Origin of the sequence: Fibrisoma limi BUZ 3, from assembly GCF_000296815.2 — a bacterium.
Classification (GTDB): domain Bacteria; phylum Bacteroidota; class Bacteroidia; order Cytophagales; family Spirosomataceae; genus Fibrisoma; species Fibrisoma limi.
Map to the genome: position 1 here is coordinate 1,806,749 of NZ_CAIT01000009.1, position 19,648 is coordinate 1,826,396.

Here is a 19,648-nt window from a genome sequence, read left to right on the forward strand (position 1 = left end):
GGTTGTAAAGAGTAAACACGAAAAGCCGCTGAGAGTAATTTCTCAACGGCACGATGAAGTAACAGCGGTCAGGGCGAATTTGTTGCAGTGTGGGCCGGTCTAATTAGGCCACAATTAAAGTTGGTCAAATTCTATGTTTTCTTTTTCGAGCAGGGTCCTGATCCGGGGGCTATCCTCAAAGACAAGCACCAGCTCTTTTTTGTCGGCCAGATCATCATCGTCGTCTGCCCATTTCCAGTCCTCGGCCGTTGCATCCAGAATGTTCAGCACACTACTGAGTTTGGCTGGGTCACGTTCTTTACTAATCAAGTCGACCGTATTCGTAAAGTAAAGAACGATCCGATCGTCTTCGAGCCATTGAAGATCATTGAGCGCATCGTTAAGTGCATCAAGGTTAAAACCAAACGTAGGAAACTCAAGTAGTTCAGCAATTTCCTCGTAAAACTGCCGTAAAGTAACGGCTTTCTGGCCGTCGATATGAGCGATAAAGTAATCAGCAAAGCGCGCTTCGAGCTGGCTTTCAGATGTTGATAAGAATACGTTTGGCATTAGTCAATTTCAATGAAAGTGTTGTAATGATCACGCGTATAGTAAGCCCGGCCGTCGGAGCCGGTAACCAGCCGTTCGGCTCCCCGGTTTTGGCCCCGAACCTTCGGGTTCACATCCCATTCCTGGTAATTGATCCGACTGCCTGACAGATCCTGCCGGGGCAGATGACCTTCGAAGTTGCCAAACCGCCGGCCGCCTACATACCCATCAGGAGCGCGGCCGTGCTGACGAACGTAATTCAGTACGTCGTAAACTTTTCTGGGTATTCGGGACGACCGCGCTTTTGGCTGAGTTTTCTGGTGGCGCGAATCATACCGGTTTAGCCGCTGGCTATGCCGATTAGAATGTTGCGTTTGGCTAACTTCCTGCGTAGGACGACGTTCGTCGTTGCTGCGGCAACTACTCCCCGTCAGAAGGGCTGTTACTAAAAGAAACAGGTAGCCAAAACGGCGAAGGAATTGAGCGGCCATAGCGATTGTAGTTCGACGGCCAAAAATACGGAAAGGTATATCCAACAAAAAAGCCCCGCGAACGAGGCTTTCAAGCTTAATTCAATGAAAAAAGCGGAATTCGCGCTGCAACCATATTATGGAACATGAGTTCAGTGATGGCCGGGCTCATGAAGTCGATCAGCGGAAATTCCGAGATGGCTTCCATAACCTCAAGCTCTGAATCAGCTTTGCAGATGCACCAAAGCTTCTGCCGATCAATTGAGAGCGAATATGACAGTATAATTCCCTTCTCCATGAGTTCCTCCACTTTAAGCCGCTGGGCCGGAATCCGGTTTGCAAACCCTTCGTCCATTGTGTCAGGGAGATCAAATTCAACCATGTATTGGCTCATAAGCGATGTTGTTAAGCGTGGACCGCATACGCTACTGGTTCAATGACGTACCGGCTATCAGCAAGTTAACAACGTTTAACTCATCTTCGTTGATTGTGTGCGCGAAATTTGGATATAATTTAGCCGTTACGTCGGCACCCATTGTCCGAAATACTTGCTCTGATTCTAAAACGCGTTCTTTCGGAACATGCGAGTCAACATCACTGCACCCCAGGAAAATTGGCGTATTGCTGAAGGAGCCTTCATAGTTGCGGGGGGTATTCGGAGGACCGATCAGGCCACCACTAAGTCCAAAAACACCGCCGTATTCCATCGCATTCCGGGCAACAAATTCAAGCATCAGACAAGCGCCCTGCGAAAACCCAAACCAGTATATCTGGGGCAGCTTAAAATTATAATCAGACTGAAGCCGTCCGCGAAGGCTGGTCAATACCTGTAAGGCTGACGACAGATACGGTTCGTTCTCCTGCATGGGCCTGAGAAACGAATAGGGGTACCACGTGTTGTTGTGGGCTTCGGGAGCTACGAACGCAAAGTCTTCGTCATTAATGTATTCAGATAATGACAGAATATCGCGCGCTGACCCTCCCCTACCGTGGACCATCACCATCACCTTAGACGCTTCTTCCAGCGGCTTTCCGGCTGTTACTATGTTGTTGGGATTGTGTATCATAGCGTTTGTTAGTAACCGCAAAGACGCCAGGATTACGCAAAGGGCGCAAGAATAACTTAGCGAACTCTGCGTTTACTTAGCGTCTTTGCGGTTCACAAATTATTTAACTTGTATAACCGGTAACTCAGCTTCAATTTTAGCCCGGCGGGGTTCGTACCACTCCGGCAGTTTCAGATGCGTTCCTAATTCCGAAACCGGTTCATCAACCGCAAATCCCGGCGGGTTGGTGGCTACTTCAAACAAAATGCCACCCGGCTCGCGGAAGTATATGCTGTGGAAATAGTTTCGGTCCTGCACTGGCGTTACGTGATAACCTGCTTCTAACAGCTTCTCGTGGATTGATAGCTGCGTTTCGTCAGTATCGGTCGAGAAGGCGACGTGGTGAACTGAACCAGCGCCCTGCAACGACCGGACACCGTTTGGCTCGTACAATACGTCGACGAAGTTACCGGGGCCACCTTTCCCTGCTTTAAAGCGGAAGCGACCCTCTTCTTCAGCTACCAGGGTATGGTCCATCAATTCGGTCAGCAGCTTCACCGTCCGATCCGGATTTGACTCATTCAACGTAACCGTGTGGAATCCCCGAACGGCGTACTCAACCGGGATTTTAGTGTTGTCCCAGCCCGCCCGTTGATCCTCATCATTAAAGACCAGTTCAATACCCATACCGTCGAAATCCTCGAAGCGCAGGTACGATTCATTATACCGTTTGTATGGACCGGCATAAGGAATGTTGTATTGGTGAAGGCGATCCATCCAGTAACTCATCGCAGCGGTTGGTACCGAAAACGCTGTGTATGTCAACTGGCCTGGTCCTTTGCGCCCCCGTGGCAGTTGCCCGTACGGGAAAAACGTCAGGATGGTGCCGGGAGAGCCGGTTTCATCACCATAGTACAGGTGATAGACATCAGGGGCGTCGAAGTTGATTGTCTTTTTAACCAGACGCAGCCCTAAAATGTCAGTATAATAATCAACGTTACGCTGAGCATCACCAGCTAATGTCGTTACATGGTGCAGTCCGTTAATCAGAGTTTCCATATGCGTTTAAGCAGGATTAAAGGTGAAAAGTTTTAATTGTTATTACATTTAATGTATATACAATTAATCGGCTCAGTTAGTTCAAAAATAAATGCCTGAGGTAAATACCCCAGGCATTTTCTAAAATCGGATTTCATGTAAGAAATTACTATTCAGTAAGATAAGGATAGTCTTTCTGAACATATACATCCTTAAAGGCTTCTTCTGGAGAAGGATACGGCGATTCCTCCGCAAACTTAACGGATTCATCAATGATGCTTTTTATCTTCTGATCAATGGCAGTTAATTCATCTTCCGAAGCAATACCCAGCTCGAGAATGTGTGCTTTCACCTGCTCAATTGGATCACGTTGCTTGTATTGCTCAACTTCTTCTTTCGTCCGGTATTTTTGCGGATCGGACATCGAGTGACCACGATACCGGTACGTACGGAACTCAAGGTAAGTCGGCCCTTCGCCGGCGCGTGCACGTTCGGCAGCCCGGGTAACCGCTTCATAAACAGCCTCAACATCCATAGCGTCGACCGGCTCAGAAGGCATGTCATACGCTTCGCCAAGGGTGTACAGATCGGTAACGTTCGAGGTACGGGCTACTGATGTTCCCATGGCGTACCCGTTGTTTTCAACCACGAAGATTACGGGTAGTTTCCACAGCATCGCCATGTTGAAAGCCTCGTGGAAAGCGCCTTGCCGTACGGCCCCATCACCCATGAAGCAAATGCAGAGATTCTGCGTCTTGTTATACTTTTCAGCAAAGGCAATGCCGGCACCCAGGGGAATCTGTCCACCTACGATACCGTGACCACCCATGAAGTTGACCGACTTATCGAAAATGTGCATAGAACCGCCCTTACCCTTCGACGAGCCGGTTTGCTTAGCAAACAACTCAGCCATAACGGCTTTCGGGTCAGACCCCAGTGCGAGTGGGATGCCGTGGTCGCGGTAGGCAGTAATCCACTTATCATCTTTTGTCAGGGCAGAGCAGGCTCCTGATGAAGCAGCTTCCTGACCAATGTAGAGATGGCAAAAGCCACGAATTTTTTGTTGTCCGTAAAGCTGGCCGGCCTTTTCTTCAAACTTCCGCTGCAATTGCATGGACTCATACCAGTACATGTACCGCTCTTTTGGATGCTGGGTTTTGGCTGCCACTGGCTTGTTATTAGTTTGTTTTGCTTTCTCTTTGACGCTTGCCATGAGGAGTGAGTTCTGTAAAATCAGCAATCGTTTTAGTCGGTCTACTAACCTAACAAACCGACCGTATCTTTGTTGCCAACTGAAGCAGTTTGTCGTTTGTCGTTTAAAATTTGTGGTTAACTGTGCCGAAAGCAGTGAGATGACTAACTACAAATCCCGAACGACAAACGACAAACTAAATATTGACGGCCGCGAAATTACGCAATATCGCGTTAAGCACCACACGTATGCACCTTGAAAAGCTGAGCCTTACCAATTTTAAAAATTACGAGGATGGACGGTTTACGTTCGGGCGACAGGTTAATGTGATTGTGGGGCCGAACGGCAGCGGCAAAACAAATCTGCTCGATGCGGTTTACTTTCTCTCATTAAGCAAAAGTGCGTTTCAGACGCAGGATGCCCTCAGTATTCAGCACGATTCAGATTACTTCATCATAGACGGTATTTTCGACGAAAATGAAGGCTCGGCACACGAACGACACGTGCAGATTACGATCAGCCTGCAACGGGGGCAGCGGAAGGTCCTGATGGCCGATAAAAAGCCGTATGAGCGGGTAAGTGAGCACATTGGCCGGTTCCCGGTTGTACTGGTGGCCCCAAATGATACCGATCTGGTCCGTGAGCATAGCGAGGATCGACGACAGTTCTTCGATGGCGTCCTATCGCAACTGGATTCAGATTACCTGCGCGATTACCTGATGTATCAGCAAGTGTTGAAACAGCGTAACAGCGTTCTTAAACTTTTTGCGGAACGTCGCCAGGTTGATCATGAACTGCTGGATACCTACGACGAACCACTGCTGGCCATCGGGCAACGCATATTTGAACGTCGGCAGCGGTTCGTAACCGAATTTTTGCCGCAGTTCCAAAGTCATTACACGTACCTGAGCGACGCCCGTGAGACCGTAAACATCGTCTACGAATCTGACGCTGGTAAGCTGGGGTTTGCGGATATGTTCCAACAGAACCGGTCGCGGGATGTACTGCTGCAACGTACAACAATGGGCGTTCACCGGGATGATTATGAGTTTCAGATTGACGGTGTCGCCCTCAAACGATTCGGCTCGCAGGGGCAGCAGAAAACGTTCGTGATTGCGCTTAAGCTTGGGCAGTTTGAGCAGATCCTTGCTGAGAAAAATAGTAAGCCAATTCTGTTGCTGGACGATATTTTCGACAAGCTCGATGACCGCCGAATTGGTAAGCTGGTCGAGTTAATGGAGCGCCAGACCTTCGGCCAGACGTTTATCACCGACGCCCGGCCCGAGCGTACGGAAGAGCTACTCAGGGCGATCAATGCTGATGTTAAATTCTTTCGGGTTGGGGAGTAATCAACCACACCAAACGTCTGACCGCAGGTCTGACGCAATCTCTTGCTGACAGCCGAATACCGTCTGACCGCAGGTCAGACGGCCGGGTCAGGCTGGTAGCTTCGGAATACCTCAAACACCGGATATATCTCTTCCTCATTCAGGAGTCCCCGCGGTCCATGCGTCTCAAAATAGGTGATTGAGGTGGCGCCCGCCTTGCTCAAGGCCTCTAAGCTCCGACGGGTCCATTCTGCATTGAAGTCGGTTTTGTGTCGTGAATCAGTGGGTGGTATCCCCCGCCCTATACCTGACGTTGCACTGGAATTAAAGCGGGGAAGCAGCGTGATGGGGGAAATGTGCACCGGCTTGCCACCCGATACATGTCTGGCAGAATGTACTGCATCCGCCTGGGCTGCTACGTTCTCCATCAATGTTTGATCGTCGAAGGCGTGGACTTGTGGGTTGACAGCGAACGTAACGAAATCCACCTGGTCGTAATTGAAGCGCTTGCGATTGAATTCTGCAAAATTAGCATCGGTGCCGCCCCCCAATTTAACGTCGGGGAGGTATTCCCGGAAAATCGGTACGACCTGAGCCAGGAGGCTGTCTGATGTTGTCCATGTACCTGATTCAAACAGTAAAACTGAAAAGACCGAGGCTCCCTGCTTCTGTAGGAAGGCAATAAGCTGTTGCACGTTAATTGCGGGTTCTGAACCGAAAATCAAAGCGAGTTCTAATGGTGTTCCGAGCGCTTTTGCATCCAGTAGGGCAGTGGTCAGGTTGATCGGCCATTGGTCATCCGTGAAGAGTACATCAACGCGCAGATGAGATAGATTTAGTGGTAGCAACTGCTCAACCTCAATAGACGACAACGGAGCCCCATCAGCGCGATAGCCTAATCCAATACGTGGTTTTGTAGGATGCTGTTCAGTTGTTGTGCCAGCTTGAGACGTTAAACTCCAGAAAGATGATGCGGTACTCAAGTCAACGGGCTGGAACGTAACACGCTGACGTATTTCAGTGCCAGCCAGCACTTCGGCGGGGAAAGGGCGTTCGAGCGGAGTACTGTACGTTTTGAAAGAAGCGTCGGTCCAGTTACGCTGGTCTTCCGTTTCAAATACATCGCCTTCAAAGTCAAGTTGCAAGCGATGGCCGGCTGTTGTCTCCCAGGTCATCGTCCTGATATTGAAAAACGGTTGATGCGGGCTGATGTGATTCGGGAAGGTAGCTTCTATTTGCTGGCCGTCCGGGCTGCCAATGACACAGGGCTGACCTGCTACGCCTTCGATTGGATGCAATACACAAATTCCGACTCGATTGCGCCAGAACGTATTGAGCGCTTTTCCGTAAAAATCAAACGTAATGCTTCCGTCGGCAGATCCTTTTATCTGAACATTGCCCGCCATCTGAATCCCTAAATCATCCACCCGCCACTCGTATTGTACAGAGAAAGAATCGTTTTCGTTGACAATCGTCTGGTCTGACAAAACGATTTGGGCTGTTTGCCAGTCGCGGTCGCGCAGGGCGAAATACACCATCCGCAGAACCTCCTGGCCTTTGGCCGTAAGCGTACGAAGAAAACCGTTTTGATACGTTACCTGAATGGGACCGGCAGTCAGCAGCATAGCATAAGAGTTATTGGACGGACAAATATGAAAACGATCGCCCGTTAATGAGTAGCCAGCGCCATAATTTGTTCTTCTGTGGCCTCGGAGCCACTCAGTTCTCCACTTAAACGACCCTCGCGGATAACCAGAATCCGGTCCGAAAGCGCCAGCAACTCGGGAAGTTCGCTGGAGATGAGCAGAACGCCTTTGCCTTGTTCGGCTACTTGTCTGAGCAGGTCATAAATCTCGGCTTTTGCTCCAACATCAACGCCGTGCGTCGGTTCATCCACAATCAATACGTCCGGATTCGTCCGTAGCCAGCGGGCCAGCACAACCTTCTGCTGATTGCCCCCGCTGAGGTTGGCAATCCTTTCCGTAATGGTCGGTGTTCGAATAGTCAGGGCTTTTCGATACTCCTCGGCAAGGGTACGGCCAGCGTCGGCATCGTACCAGCCTGTTTTATTCGTTGGCGGGTCGGTAGCCAGCAGGTTATCAGCCACAGATCGATCTGCGAAAATGCCCAGCGTTTTGCGTTCTTCGGGCAGGTAGCCAATCCCCAGTTTAATGGCGTCGGCGGGGTGTTCAACGTTTATTATCGTACCGTTTAACTCAATGGTGCCGCTGTGAGCCCGGTCAGCTCCAAAAATGGTCCGGGCAATCTCCGTTCGTCCAGCGCCTACCAGTCCCGCTAAGCCCAAAATTTCGCCCCGGTGCAGTTGGAAACTGATCTCATCGAAGCCAAACCCCGATAGATTTTCGACGGCAAGCAGCACCTCGTCGGTTGCAGACGAAGTAGTATACGTATTGATGATATCGCGCCCTACCATGTGCCGGATTAGTTGATCCGACGTGATGTCGGACACGCGCCATGTACCCTGATAACGTCCGTCTTTCAGTACCGAGACGCGGTCGGCAATGGCAAAGATTTCGTTCAGGCGGTGCGAGATATAAACGATGGCTTTCCCGGCCGCTTTTAGTTGACGAATCAGTTGAAACAGTGTCTGTGTTTCACGCTCAGTAATGGAAGCCGTGGGCTCGTCTAACAGCAGAATGTCCGGGTTTTGTGACAACGCTTTGGCAATCTCAACCATCTGTTTCTGCCCCGGCGACAGTCGGCTGACGGGCGTTTCTGGCCGGATGCTTGTCAGATTCAACTGCTGCAATAGTGAGCGGGCGGCTTCGTTCAGCGCCCGGTAGTTAACCATGCCCCAGCGGTTATGCGGTTGCCGGTTGGCGAATATATTTTCGGCCACCGATAGGCCGTCGACCAGACTCAACTGCTGATAAACGATGGCTAAACCAAGTTCAGTTGCGTGAGCAGGGCCGGATATCATGATGGGCTTGCCATTCAGGTTAATAGTACCTCCGTTGGGCTGCAAATTCCCTGTCAGGATATTAAGCAGGGTACTTTTTCCAGCCCCGTTTTCGCCACAAAGCGCATGAATCTCGCCCGGTTGAACTTCAAACGATACGCCATCCAGTGCTTTCACACCGGGAAACTGCTTGCTGATGTTGACGAGTTGGAGCATACCTCAGAAGTGAATCACTATGTTTTGGGCCGCTGAATCATACGCTGCATACACCAGTTCTACCGTCTTCAGATTGTCTTCACCGGTTGTTTCGGCTTTCTCCTTACCTTGTAAATCGCTCAGCAGATTGCGATTACAATCAACGATGGAGGAATGTACAACTGCGTAGTCAGGGTCTGCCCAGGAGTACATTGGTGGTTTGGCAACATACCGTTCGGTTTTGCGCTGTCCGTCTGCACCTCGCGTAGTCGTTTTGATAACAAAATCGTTGGTCAGCACCACAGAGCCAAATTCACCTTCTACGCTGACTAACGTTTGTGGAAATGCTTCTTTTTCAAGTAGGGATGCATACGACATCTCGGCATAACACGTAACACCGCTGCTCATTTTCATCAAAACGTTCGCTACGTCTTCGCCTTTGATTTTTGGATTAACCCGCGCGGTCTGGCAGTACAGTGATTGGGCTTCACCAAATAGAAACCGGCAGATATCCAGAATATGCGAGCCAATATCGGTAAGAATAAACTGATCGAGTTCGGCCAGAAACGGCTGGTTGTCGAACACCGGGAAAGCTGAACAAAACGTAACGCGTGCTTTGAACGGTCGGCCTATGATGCCTGAATCGAGTACAGATTTTAATTCGCGAATAGGCGTTTGCCACCGAAAGTTCTCGTGGATGTAGAAGCGTACCCCAGCACCCCGGCAGGTCCTGACCATCTGTCGGGCGGCATCCCGGCTGGGACCCATCGGTTTTTGGCAGATCACGTCGAGGCCTCGTCTGGCGGCTTTTTCGGTGAATAACGGGTGGGTGTCTACGTCGGTAATGATGTCTACAAAATCAAGTTCGTTAGCGTGGCGGTCCAGCAGCTCATCAACATCGTCGTACACGTTTGGGATGCCAAATTGCTGCGCTACCGATTCGGCTCGTTGCCAGGTTCGGTTATAGCAGGCTACGAGTTCTATGCCAGCCAACTCCTTCCAGGCGGCTATCTGATACGTTGACCAAAACCCCGTACCGATCACTGCAAACTTTAAATTTTGCATCTTCTTGCTAAATAATTACTAAAAGTTGTAGCTTCGCATAACTCTACTGTACTCTACTGTAATGCATGTAAACAAATATACTGATTTTTGATCTCGTGATACAGATTGACACGATAACAAACACGCCAAAATACCGACAAATCATTGATGCGGTCGTGGGCGCTATCGAAAGTGGAACGATGGTGCACGGGCAGCAACTACCGTCAATCACCGAATTGTCTGACAGTCAGCAGATCGCACGGGTAACCGTTGCCAAGGCCTACGAAGAGCTTCGGCAGCGGGGTGTCATCATAGCTCAGCATGGCAAAGGCTTTTATGTTGCCTCTACTGAAGTGCGAACGGCGTTGAATGTGTTCGTTCTGTTCGATACGCTAAATGCTTACAAGGAAACACTCTACTATGCGTTCAAAGCGTCGCTACCGGCAGATACGGCGTTCAGCGTTTTCTTTCATCATTACAATCGGGAGGTTTTCGACAGCCTGATTCGCAACAACGTAGGGCGGTATAACTACTACGTGGTGATGCCCCATTTCAACGAGGACGTATCGGAAACGGTAGGCCAGATACCAGCTGACAAACTGCTGGTTATTGACCAGAGTATTCCAACGTTGAAGGGAGACTACGCAGCCGTTTATCAACCGTTCGAGCAGGATGTTTACAACGCGTTGGTGGCTGGCCTTGATCGCATCCGCCATTACCATCGGTTAACCCTGGTTCTTGCCGAAGATCAGTTTCAGTACGTACCCCGGGGCATTGTTAACGGCTTCAAACGGTTTGGTCGCGATTATCATGTACCCTGTAGTGTGGTCGAAAGCTATACCGACGAATTGGTATGGCCGGGAGAAGCGTATCTACTCTTTGCCGACCTGGACCTGGTCCGCTTTGTCAAGCAGGTGAACCAACGCAGCTGGAAACTGGGCGACGATATTGGACTCATCTCTTACGACGATACGCCGATGAAGGAAATCCTGGAAGGAGGTATTACGGTCATTTCAACGGATTTTGCCGAGATGGGCCGGACCGCCGGTCAACTCATTTCAGAACGATCTCGGGTGCAGGTTGCGAATCCGGGAGGCTTGATTTTGCGCAAATCACTATGAGTGGCCGTATGAAACTGGGAATTAGCACATATACGTTTCCATGGGCTATTGGAATACACGGGTACGAGCCAACAAAGCCTATGACTGCACTGGATGTTATTATCCGAGCAAAATCAATGGGAGTTCAAGCTGTTCAGTATGGCGACAATTTACCGTTACACTTACTGACAGATGCCGAATGGCAAGTGCTTAGACAACAAGCTAAGCTTAACAATATCGAAATACAAGTGGGAATGCGAGGGCTGACTCCTAACCAGCTTAAAACGTACATCAAATTAGCTTGGGAAGCTCAGTCACCTTTTATACGAGTCGTGATTGACGACGGTGACTACAAACCATCTGCCGACGAGGTAATCGATATTATACGTGACAAGCTGCCAATTCTTAAAGCTGCTAATGTCATATTGGCTATTGAGAATCACGACCGTTTCAAAGCCGCAGAGTTATGGAGGATAGCTTCTGAAACTAGTCTGGATTGGGTAGGCTTTTGCGTTGATACGACCAATTCTTTTGGGGCAGGTGAAAGCGTTTGGGATGTTTTGTCTGCCTTAAATCACGCTTCAGTCGTCAATTTACATATCAAAGATTTCAGGGTTGATCGAGTAAAACACAAGATGGGTTTCCGTATAGAAGGCTGTGAACCTGGAACCGGCATGCTTCAACTAGATGAATTACTATTAAGTCTATCTAATTTTTCCAAGGGGAGTGACTTTAGCTCATTCAAGCTAAATAAGCGTGAGTACCCTATTAGGTTAACTCTTGAGCAGTGGCCTCCATTCATAAACACAATTGGCGAAACTGTAGCAACAGAATCAGTCTGGGCTGAAAAAGGAATCAAATGGATTAATGAAACACTAACAAAGTTATTCTAATGACCAAGATTGCATTAATCGGGGCGGGTGGCAAAATGGGCTGCCGCCTGACCGACAACTTTCTGAAATCGCCGGCGTATGACCTGGCATACCTGGAAGTAAGTCAGCAGGGCATTGAAAACCTTCGGCAACGGGGTGTTTCGGTGAGCGAGCAAGCCGAATCCGTCGCCGATGCTGACGTAGTGATTCTGGCGGTTCCGGACGTAGCGATCGGCAAGATCTCGGAAGACATCATTCCGCAGATGAAACCAAACTCATTGGTCATGACCCTCGACCCCGCTGCTCCGCTTGATGGCGTCATTGCGCACCGCGACGATCTGGGGTATGTTATTGCTCACCCCTGCCATCCCTCGGTGTTCAACTGGGAGCCGACTGAGCAGGCCTTCCGTGATTTCTACGGGGGGATTTCGGCGAAGCAGTCAATCGTCGTAGCCTTGATGCACGGCACCGAAGAGCACTACGTCCTCGGTGAGAAAGTGGCGCAGGACATGTATGCACCCATCAAAGACACGCACCGGATCACGCTCGAACAGATGGCGATTCTGGAACCGGCGATGGTGGAAACGCTGGCTCAGACCTGTATGGAAGTTGTAAAAGAAGGCTACGACCGTATCGTTGAACTGGGCGTTCCTGAAGCAGCCGCCCGCGATTTCGTACTGGGTCATCTGCGCATTCAGATTGCGGTACTGTTCAAGGAAGTTAACGGTACGTTCTCCGATGCGGCTTACAAGATCAGTAAGCGGGCTAAGCCCATCTTGTTCAAAGACAACTGGAAGGGCATCTTCGAGATGGACGACATCCGCGAGCAGGTGAAAGATATTACAACAAAATAAACCGCGTCTATCAACGGGTGATTTTGACGGACTGTCGTTACGGTCGCCGATTGATAGAAAACAGACCCTTAACATGAAAAAACACATTCTTTTAGCTGGGTTCCTGGTCTTACATGGCTGGGCAATGGCGCAGAAGCCTTTTGCGCATGGGCCGTTGAAAGTATCGGACAATAAGCGTTACCTGGTGCACCAGGACGGTACGCCCTTCTTTTACCTGGGTGATACGGCCTGGGAGTTGTTCCACCGGACCAACCGCGAAGAAGCTGATCGGTATCTAAAACGCCGGGCGGAGCAGGGGTTTACCGTTATCCAGGCGGTGGCGCTGGCTGAGCTTGATGGTTTAAATGATCCTAACGCAAACGGAGATAAACCTCTGCTTAATAATGATCCAACGACACCCAATGAAGCGTATTTCAAACACGTTGATTACATCATTGACAAAGCGGCTGAATACGGTCTGGTCATTGGTTTATTGCCGACCTGGGGCGATAAGGTCTTTAAAGATCGTTGGGGAAAAGGCCCGGAGGTGTTTACCCTGCAAAATGCGCGTACGTACGGCAGATACCTGGGCAACCGGTACAAAAACCGCCAGAATATTATCTGGGTCATGGGCGGAGACCGTATTCCCCGCGATGGTTCGCAGGACGTGGCTATCTGGCGGACAATGGCCGAAGGAGTTCAGGAAGGCGTTGGAGGGGCTGATAAAGCCCTGATGAGTTTTCACCCGCAACCAAACTCGCTGGAAGATGGTGGCTCGTCGAAGTGGTTCCATCAGAACAGTTGGCTGGATTTCAACATGCTCCAGAACGGCCACTGCCGCGATACGCCCACGCACGACAAAATTGCCTTTGTGTATAACAACCGGACGCCGATCAAGCCGGTGATGGATGCCGAACCGATCTACGAAGATCATCCGGTTTGCTTCAACGCCAAGGATTTGGGTACGTCGAACGCGTACGATGTCCGGAAGTACGCCTATCTGGATTTATTCGCTGGGGCCCACGGCCATACCTATGGCTGCCACGACATCTGGCAGATGTACGCGCCCGGCCGCGAACCGATTAATGGCCCACATATGGCGTGGTTTGATGCGCTGGAGTTACCGGGTGCTAATCAGATGAAGTTCGTTCGGAAACTGATCGAGTCCCGGCCAATCCTGGATCGGGTTCCTGATCAGTCGTTGATTGTTGAAAACAATTACCCGACCGCCGAGCGTATCCAGGCTACACGTGGGAAGGACTATGCGTTTGTGTACTCTTCAGCCGGAAAGCCGTTTACAGTCAACATGGGTAAAATTTCGGGTGGTCAGGTAACAGCCTACTGGTTCGATCCGCGTAAGGGTGAGGTAAAGCAGGCCGGCTCGTTCACGAATAAAGGGCAGCAAAAGTTTGCGCCACCAGCGGCCGGTTACGGTCAGGACTGGGTACTCATCCTCGACGATGCCGCCAAACAGTATCCGATGCTTACGATGAATCCGTAACATGGCAAAGCTGCTGCAAGATCGCGTATATACACTGGCCATAACGATCGTGTTGGTAGGGATTGGGGCTGCGGTTGTTTTCCCGCAAACCTTCCCGACGTTTGGCAACATGAGCCAGGTCGTACTTAACCTGTCCATTGATACCATTGTGGCCGTGGGCATGATGTTGCTGCTTGTTACCGGCGTGTTTGACCTGTCGGTTGGTTCCGTGGTAGCGTTCTCGGGCGGATTGGCGGCTTACCTCATGTTTTTCTGGAACTGGCCGGTGCCGCTGGCCATCCTGACGGCGGTAGGCGCGTCAACGCTTATTGGTGCTGTCAATGGTTACCTGATCGCCTACCAGGGAATCAATCCCATGATTCAGACCCTGGCCATGATGGGCATCGTTCGTGGGGGCGCACTGATGGTTAGCGGCTCTGGTATTCAGAACCTCCCCTACTGGTTTGGAGCCATCGGGCAGTCGCGGTTGTTGGGTGTACAAATGCCGGTGTGGTATATGCTCCTGGTTGTTGCGGTGTTTTCATTCCTGATGGATAAGTCGGTGTTCTTCCGACGTTATTACTACATCGGTGGCAACGAACGGGCGGCAGATCTGTCGGGCATTCGTGTCAAACGAATGAAGTTGTATGGCTTTATGCTAACAGCAACCCTGGCCGGTATCGCCGGAATCCTGCTGGCGTCGCGGTTAGGGGCTGCCTTATCAACATCCGGTCGGGGGCTGGAACTACGCGTGATCACGGCCGCGATTTTAGGCGGGGCAAGTCTGACCGGTGGTCATGGACGTATCATCGGTGCGTTGCTGGGAGCTGTGTTTATGGGCCTGGTCAGCAATATCATGATTCTGGCGCGGGTATCGGGCTACTGGCAGGAAATCATTTTAGGCCTGATTTTGATCACGGCCGTCTGGACGGACCTGCTGGTACAACGGCGCAGCCGTTTGCGGGCGTAGCTAATGGTGCGACAATGAAAAAGACGATTCTCTCTTTCCTATTGCTTTTAACCGCCTGCGAGCTGCCACCCCGTCAGGCGCAGACCAACACAGCCCTGCGGACCATGGAGGCCACCACCACCGAAGGTCGCACAAATGAAGAATACGTAATGGTTACTACGGCCGTAACTATGCCGATGTACGTCAACCATGACCAGGCGACGTTCAAGCGATGGGGTCAGGAGCGGGGCGTTAAGGTGTCGATTCTTGGCCCGGCGGAGTGGGATGTCCCGGCACAAATCAATACCATTGAAGAAGTGATCGGGACCCGGCCTGCTGGCCTGCTCATCAACGGTACCGACCCCGCCATTGCTCCCGTGATTAACAAAGCCGTTGCTGCCGGAATCCCAACGGTCGTGTATGACTCGGATATTCCAAATTCAAACCGTCACGCTTTTCTGGGCACCGATTGGTACGAAATCGGCAAGATGCAGGGCGAAGAAATGGCCCGGCTACTGAATGGTAAAGGCAAGGTTGCCTACATGGGTATTCTGGGACTGACCAATATGGAAGATGGTTTTCGGGGCCTGCTTGACGTATTCAAGAAATACCCGGGTATTGAGGTAATCGGTAAGTACGACGACAAAGCCAATGTGGAGGAAGCTGCGCGTATTACATCCGACCTGTTGGCCGCTCACCCCGATCTGGCCGGTTTATGCGGCTTCGACTCCAATTCCGGCCCCGGAATGGCACTATCCGTTCGGGAAGCGGGCAAAGCCGGTAAGGTTAAAATAACAACCGTCGACTGGGAACCCGAGCATTTGCAGTTGGTCAGGAACGGCGTCATTCAGATGCTGGCTGGTCAGAAACGTGAGCTTTTTACCTGGTACGGTGCGCAGTTCCTTTACGACATGGTTCATCAGACTAACAGGCTGTCTGCCAACGATGCTAAAGCCGGATTGACGAACGTACCCTATGAGATTAATACGGGGTTGATTAAAATCACAAAGGATAATGTGGATGAGTTTTTGAACAAGAAGTGATCGTAGCAGCCATACTAAAATCAGGCCCGGCAACCTCGCGGTTCGTCGGGCTTTTTTGTGGGTTCGCACCTGATTTCGGGCCGTTCGTCATTTAACAGAAAATAAACCGGAAACTGAGAACTATCTTTGAGTTTCCAGAGTTCACCTCGTAAAAGTTCTATTTCCCGATAAATGAAAGAGCGCATACTGGCCGAGGCTGAGCAGTTATTCTGGAAGTACGGAGTGCGATCGGTAACGATGGAAGACATCGCCCGGCGATTGGGTATATCCAAGAAAACTATATACCAACACTTTAGCGACAAAGAAGAAATTCTTCAGCAGGTTATTGCTGGAAATATTAATGAAAGTGAGACGAAAGCGGAATGCTTAACGACTCACGCAACCAATCCGGTCGAAGAAATTCTGATGGTGCTGGATATGATGCGGAAGAAAAGTGTCAAGGTGAATCCCAACTTTCTGATCGATATCCAACGGCATTATCCCGATGCATTTGCGCTGTACAAACAGCACAAAGAACAATACATAAGACGCTCTATCCTTGAAAATATACAAAAAGGTATTGATCAAGGACTATATAGGAGTGACATTAACCCATCAATTCTGGCGCGTCTTCGCGTCGAGCAAATTGAATGGGCGTTCAACAACGATTTTTTCCCCACCGACGAATACGATATGCTCGAAGTGCAGCACGAACTCATGCACCATTTCGTGCGGGGCATACTCACCGAAAAAGGCTTTGCCGTTTACAATCAATACCTCAATCAATTCAAACACGAAGTAGAACGAGTACAACCTAACGCATGAAAACAACTCGTACATTCCAGATTGCCGCGTTTTGGCTGTTGTCTGGCTGGCTGGGTGTGTGGGCACAGGTGCCTACGCAACCCTCCGTTGGCCAACAACCAACCGGAGCCGCGGCCAGCGGTCAGCAACCCGGCGCACAGCAGCCCGCCGGAACAGGGTCGGTAGTGGCGCAGCCCGGCACCACACCCGGCACCGGCGTTAACGTACCGTCGCAGCCTGGCTCAAACGTAACGACGGGTTCGCCCTCCCTGACATCCCCAGAAGGACCTGTGAACCTTCAGCCGGGCGTAATCTCGACGTTTAATTCTGGTTTGGGACCGGCACCTACGGGCTTGAAGCCGGGCAATCAGGCTGGTAACGGAAAGCGGTTCACGTTGCAGGAAGCAATTGATTTTGCTATCGAGACGAATGTAAACGTGCGCAATGGTAAACTTGACGCCGTAAGTGCAGAAGCCCGTATTCGCGAGATTAAGGCATCCGCTCTGCCGCAAATTGCGGGGAGTGCCTCGTTAACGGATAACCTGATTATCCAGCGAGCGTTTTTGCCAGCCGTTTTTTTCGATCAGAACGCACCGCCCGATGCTCCAGCCATTCCTGTTCAGTTTGGTGTAAACTATTCGGGCAATGCCACCATCAACCTGAACCAGGTCATTTACAGCGCCAGCCTGAACGTGGGTTTACGGGCGGCTGCAACGTACCGCGAACTGGCCCAGCGCAACCTGCAGGCCACCAAAGTAACGGTAGCCGAGCAGGTCGCCAAAGCCTATTACAGTGTGCTGGTAGCCCTGGAGCGGGCAAAATTGCTGGACTATAATATCAACCGGATTGATACGCTGCTGATTGAAACCCGGGCGCTCAATAACCAGGGGTTTGTTGAAAAACTGGATGTGCAGCGCCTTGAGGTGCAGGCTAACAACCTGAAAGCCGAACGGCAGAATGTGCAGAACCTGATTGAGCTGAGTTATGCGCTGCTGAAGTTCCAGATGGGATTAGGCGTCAACGATGAAATCACCCTGGCTGAACAACTTCAGGATCGCGCTGTCGATGACCTGCGGCCGTTGATTTCGCCGGACCCAACGTTTCAGTATAGTAGCCGAATAGAGTACTCAACACTGGAAACACAGATTAAGCTGGCTGAGCAGGACATAGAAGTTACGCAGAAGGGCTACTTCCCTACCCTGGCTGCTTTTGCCAACTATGGATACAATACAGGACGCAATAAAATCGACCAGTTAGTTACGACCCCCTGGTTCAATTTCTCTACGCTGGGTATAAGCCTGCAAGTACCCATCTTCGACGGGTTCCTGAAAAAGAACCAGATTGCTCAGAAGCGCATCACGTTGCAGAAGGCTCAGAACAGCGGTGAACTGCTCCGGAACTCCATCGATCTGCAAATCCGGCAGGCCAGCATTACGCTCCGGAACGGTCTGCAAACGCTCCAGACCCAGCAGCGCAACCGCGATCTGGCCGAAGAAATTGTTCGGGTAACGCGGATTAAATACAAAGAAGGTGTCGGATCGAGCATTGAGGTGCTGAATGCTGAAGCCTCCCTTCGCGAAGCACAGACTAACTACTTCGCATCATTATACGATTTCCTGATTGCCAAGGTAGATCAGGACAAATCGCTGGGGCGGTTATACACCGGCGGCAATTAAATACACTGAAAAAACTACGGTCAATGAAAGCATACTACGCTATAGCAATGTCAGCCCTGCTGGCTGCCTGCTCACAGGAAAAGAAAACACCGAAGGAGGAACTGGCTGAACTAAAAAAACAGCAGTCGGAGCTGACAGCTAAAATCAAAACGCTGGAGACTGAGGTGGCTAAGACGACCCCGCAGCAGGCTCAGCAGGCCCGTGTTAAAGACGTATCGGTTTCTCCCCTGAATCCGGATACGTTCCGCCGGTTCGTGGAAGTGCAGGGTACAATTGATGCCAAGAACAACGTTCTGGTGAGCCCCAAATCGGGTGGGGTCGTAACGGCTGTGTACGTCAAGGAAGGTGATAACGTACGGGCTGGCTCGCCCATCGCCAAGATCGACGACCAGATTCTGCGCGAGTCAATCGCTGAGGTTGAAACCCAGCTTTCGCTGGCCAACACGGTTTTTGAAAAGCAGGCAAATCTGTGGAAGCAGCAGATCGGTACGGAAATTCAGTACTTACAGGCAAAGAATAACAAAGAGTCGCTCGAGCGTCGGCTAGCTACGTTGAAAGCACAATTGAGCCAATCGACCGTTACGGCACCGATCAGCGGAGTTGTTGATCAGGTCAACGTAAAAGTAGGTCAGTCGGCTGCCCCCGGCGTTGGCCTGGTACGTGTCGTGAACCTGTCGCAGTTGAAAGCGGTGGCCAAAGTAGCCGATACGTATTCGGGTAGCGTTCGCAAAGGCGATGAAGTTGTTGTGCGGTTGCCGGACCTGAACCGCGAGCTGCGGACACGCATCAATTTCGTGTCGACAACCGTTGATCCGCTTAGCCGGACATTTACTATCGAAGCGCCCCTGCCGTCGGATCAGAGTCTGAAACCGAATATGCTGGCGCAGATCAAGATTAATGATCTGACAAAGCCGAATGCGCTGGTAATTAACCAGAACCTCATCCAGAATACGGAGGATGGTCAGTTGGTGTATGTGGCCGTGAACGAAGGCGGCAAGAAGGTAGCAAAAGCACGGCCGGTAAAAACCGGACAGTCTTATGGTGGCAAGATCGAAATCACGCAGGGCCTGCAGGCCGGTGATCAGTTGGTGACGGTCGGGTATCAGGATCTGGTAGATGGACAACCGATTCAATTTTAGTTTAATAGTTTG

Annotated in this window: 19 protein-coding genes; 10 read left to right on the plus strand and 9 right to left on the minus strand. The window is 50.7% G+C overall.

Annotated features, from left to right (window positions below):
• Positions 1-114: 114 nt before the first annotated feature.
• The 6 genes from BN8_RS27260 to pdhA all read right to left on the minus strand — a co-directional run bounded on the left by BN8_RS27260 (position 115) and on the right by pdhA (position 4,295).
• Positions 115-549, minus strand: coding sequence for a barstar family protein (locus BN8_RS27260; protein ID WP_009285175.1), 435 nt, complete (start codon positions 547-549; stop codon positions 115-117).
• The gene (locus BN8_RS27265) at positions 549-1,019 is read right to left on the minus strand and encodes a guanyl-specific ribonuclease (RefSeq protein ID WP_009285176.1); all 471 of its coding nucleotides are present in this window, start codon (positions 1,017-1,019) and stop codon (positions 549-551) included. The genes BN8_RS27260 and BN8_RS27265 overlap by 1 nt, the downstream gene beginning before the upstream one ends.
• Positions 1,020-1,095: 76 nt before the next feature.
• Positions 1,096-1,392 (minus strand): muconolactone Delta-isomerase family protein, encoded by a 297-nt coding sequence (locus tag BN8_RS27270; RefSeq protein ID WP_009285177.1) that lies wholly within the window; start codon positions 1,390-1,392, stop codon positions 1,096-1,098.
• Between the two features lie 31 nt (positions 1,393-1,423).
• A complete protein-coding gene (locus BN8_RS27275; RefSeq protein WP_040006593.1) occupies positions 1,424-2,065 on the minus strand; it encodes an alpha/beta hydrolase in 642 nt (213 codons plus the stop codon).
• 99 nt (positions 2,066-2,164) lie between these two features.
• A complete protein-coding gene (locus BN8_RS27280; protein WP_009285179.1) occupies positions 2,165-3,103 on the minus strand; it encodes a ring-cleaving dioxygenase in 939 nt (312 codons plus the stop codon).
• A gap of 148 nt (positions 3,104-3,251) precedes the next feature.
• Positions 3,252-4,295 (minus strand): pyruvate dehydrogenase (acetyl-transferring) E1 component subunit alpha, encoded by a 1,044-nt coding sequence (gene pdhA, locus BN8_RS27285; RefSeq protein ID WP_009285180.1) that lies wholly within the window; start codon positions 4,293-4,295, stop codon positions 3,252-3,254.
• 227 nt (positions 4,296-4,522) lie between these two features.
• On the opposite strand from pdhA, the gene recF reads away from it, so the two are divergent.
• Entirely contained in the window at positions 4,523-5,623 is a 1,101-nt protein-coding gene (gene recF / locus BN8_RS27290; RefSeq protein ID WP_009285181.1) for a DNA replication/repair protein RecF, read from the plus strand.
• 74 nt (positions 5,624-5,697) lie between these two features.
• Here recF and BN8_RS27295 read toward each other — a convergent pair whose 3' ends face one another.
• From BN8_RS27295 to BN8_RS27305, 3 genes are read right to left on the minus strand one after another with little or no spacing between them, the layout of a single operon-like run.
• A complete protein-coding gene (locus BN8_RS27295) occupies positions 5,698-7,227 on the minus strand; it encodes a D-apionate lactonase family protein (RefSeq protein ID WP_009285182.1) in 1,530 nt (509 codons plus the stop codon).
• 44 nt (positions 7,228-7,271) lie between these two features.
• Entirely contained in the window at positions 7,272-8,738 is a 1,467-nt protein-coding gene (locus BN8_RS27300; RefSeq protein ID WP_009285183.1) for a sugar ABC transporter ATP-binding protein, read from the minus strand.
• A 3-nt stretch (positions 8,739-8,741) separates the two neighbouring features.
• A complete protein-coding gene (locus tag BN8_RS27305) occupies positions 8,742-9,782 on the minus strand; it encodes a Gfo/Idh/MocA family protein (RefSeq protein WP_009285184.1) in 1,041 nt (346 codons plus the stop codon).
• A gap of 95 nt (positions 9,783-9,877) precedes the next feature.
• Between BN8_RS27305 and BN8_RS27310 the strand changes: the two genes are divergently transcribed.
• The 9 genes from BN8_RS27310 (at position 9,878) to BN8_RS27350 (ending at position 19,636) form a co-directional block, all read left to right on the plus strand.
• Positions 9,878-10,882, plus strand: coding sequence for a winged helix-turn-helix domain-containing protein (locus BN8_RS27310; protein ID WP_040006596.1), 1,005 nt, complete (start codon positions 9,878-9,880; stop codon positions 10,880-10,882).
• 80 nt (positions 10,883-10,962) lie between these two features.
• The gene (locus BN8_RS27315) at positions 10,963-11,754 is read left to right on the plus strand and encodes a sugar phosphate isomerase/epimerase family protein (RefSeq protein WP_192579092.1); all 792 of its coding nucleotides are present in this window, start codon (positions 10,963-10,965) and stop codon (positions 11,752-11,754) included.
• Entirely contained in the window at positions 11,754-12,587 is an 834-nt protein-coding gene (locus tag BN8_RS27320) for a phosphogluconate dehydrogenase C-terminal domain-containing protein (RefSeq protein WP_009285187.1), read from the plus strand. The genes BN8_RS27315 and BN8_RS27320 overlap by 1 nt, the downstream gene beginning before the upstream one ends.
• A 73-nt stretch (positions 12,588-12,660) precedes the next feature.
• Positions 12,661-14,067 carry a glycoside hydrolase family 140 protein gene (locus tag BN8_RS27325; protein WP_009285188.1) on the plus strand — a complete coding sequence of 469 codons (1,407 nt, stop codon included), beginning with the start codon at positions 12,661-12,663 and terminating at the stop codon, positions 14,065-14,067.
• A 1-nt stretch (position 14,068) separates the two neighbouring features.
• Positions 14,069-15,016 (plus strand): ABC transporter permease, encoded by a 948-nt coding sequence (locus BN8_RS27330; RefSeq protein ID WP_009285189.1) that lies wholly within the window; start codon positions 14,069-14,071, stop codon positions 15,014-15,016.
• A 14-nt stretch (positions 15,017-15,030) separates the two neighbouring features.
• On the plus strand, positions 15,031-16,038 hold the full coding sequence (locus tag BN8_RS27335) for a substrate-binding domain-containing protein (RefSeq protein WP_009285190.1): 1,008 nt from the start codon (positions 15,031-15,033) through the stop codon (positions 16,036-16,038).
• Positions 16,039-16,209: 171 nt separating this feature from the next.
• The gene (locus BN8_RS27340) at positions 16,210-16,842 is read left to right on the plus strand and encodes a TetR/AcrR family transcriptional regulator (RefSeq protein WP_009285191.1); all 633 of its coding nucleotides are present in this window, start codon (positions 16,210-16,212) and stop codon (positions 16,840-16,842) included.
• The gene (locus tag BN8_RS27345) at positions 16,839-18,497 is read left to right on the plus strand and encodes a TolC family protein (RefSeq protein ID WP_009285192.1); all 1,659 of its coding nucleotides are present in this window, start codon (positions 16,839-16,841) and stop codon (positions 18,495-18,497) included. The genes BN8_RS27340 and BN8_RS27345 overlap by 4 nt, the downstream gene beginning before the upstream one ends.
• Before the next feature lie 23 nt (positions 18,498-18,520).
• A complete protein-coding gene (locus tag BN8_RS27350; protein ID WP_009285193.1) occupies positions 18,521-19,636 on the plus strand; it encodes an efflux RND transporter periplasmic adaptor subunit in 1,116 nt (371 codons plus the stop codon).
• The last annotated feature ends 12 nt before the right edge of the window (positions 19,637-19,648 follow it).

Coding starts and splice junctions, on each gene's coding strand:
- BN8_RS27295 (WP_009285182.1), bottom strand. CDS start 7,227: ATGCTGCTGACTGCCGGTCCCATTCAGGTAACGTATCAAAACGGTTTT.
- BN8_RS27260 (WP_009285175.1), bottom strand. CDS start 549: ATGCCAAACGTATTCTTATCAACATCTGAAAGCCAGCTCGAAGCGCGC.
- BN8_RS27340 (WP_009285191.1), top strand. CDS start 16,210: ATGAAAGAGCGCATACTGGCCGAGGCTGAGCAGTTATTCTGGAAGTAC.
- BN8_RS27305 (WP_009285184.1), bottom strand. CDS start 9,782: ATGCAAAATTTAAAGTTTGCAGTGATCGGTACGGGGTTTTGGTCAACG.
- BN8_RS27275 (WP_040006593.1), bottom strand. CDS start 2,065: ATGATACACAATCCCAACAACATAGTAACAGCCGGAAAGCCGCTGGAA.
- BN8_RS27345 (WP_009285192.1), top strand. CDS start 16,839: ATGAAAACAACTCGTACATTCCAGATTGCCGCGTTTTGGCTGTTGTCT.
- BN8_RS27350 (WP_009285193.1), top strand. CDS start 18,521: ATGAAAGCATACTACGCTATAGCAATGTCAGCCCTGCTGGCTGCCTGC.
- BN8_RS27300 (WP_009285183.1), bottom strand. CDS start 8,738: ATGCTCCAACTCGTCAACATCAGCAAGCAGTTTCCCGGTGTGAAAGCA.
- pdhA (WP_009285180.1), bottom strand. CDS start 4,295: ATGGCAAGCGTCAAAGAGAAAGCAAAACAAACTAATAACAAGCCAGTG.
- BN8_RS27265 (WP_009285176.1), bottom strand. CDS start 1,019: ATGGCCGCTCAATTCCTTCGCCGTTTTGGCTACCTGTTTCTTTTAGTA.
- BN8_RS27335 (WP_009285190.1), top strand. CDS start 15,031: ATGAAAAAGACGATTCTCTCTTTCCTATTGCTTTTAACCGCCTGCGAG.
- BN8_RS27330 (WP_009285189.1), top strand. CDS start 14,069: ATGGCAAAGCTGCTGCAAGATCGCGTATATACACTGGCCATAACGATC.
- recF (WP_009285181.1), top strand. CDS start 4,523: ATGCACCTTGAAAAGCTGAGCCTTACCAATTTTAAAAATTACGAGGAT.
- BN8_RS27315 (WP_192579092.1), top strand. CDS start 10,963: ATGACTGCACTGGATGTTATTATCCGAGCAAAATCAATGGGAGTTCAA.
- BN8_RS27280 (WP_009285179.1), bottom strand. CDS start 3,103: ATGGAAACTCTGATTAACGGACTGCACCATGTAACGACATTAGCTGGT.
- BN8_RS27270 (WP_009285177.1), bottom strand. CDS start 1,392: ATGAGCCAATACATGGTTGAATTTGATCTCCCTGACACAATGGACGAA.
- BN8_RS27320 (WP_009285187.1), top strand. CDS start 11,754: ATGACCAAGATTGCATTAATCGGGGCGGGTGGCAAAATGGGCTGCCGC.
- BN8_RS27325 (WP_009285188.1), top strand. CDS start 12,661: ATGAAAAAACACATTCTTTTAGCTGGGTTCCTGGTCTTACATGGCTGG.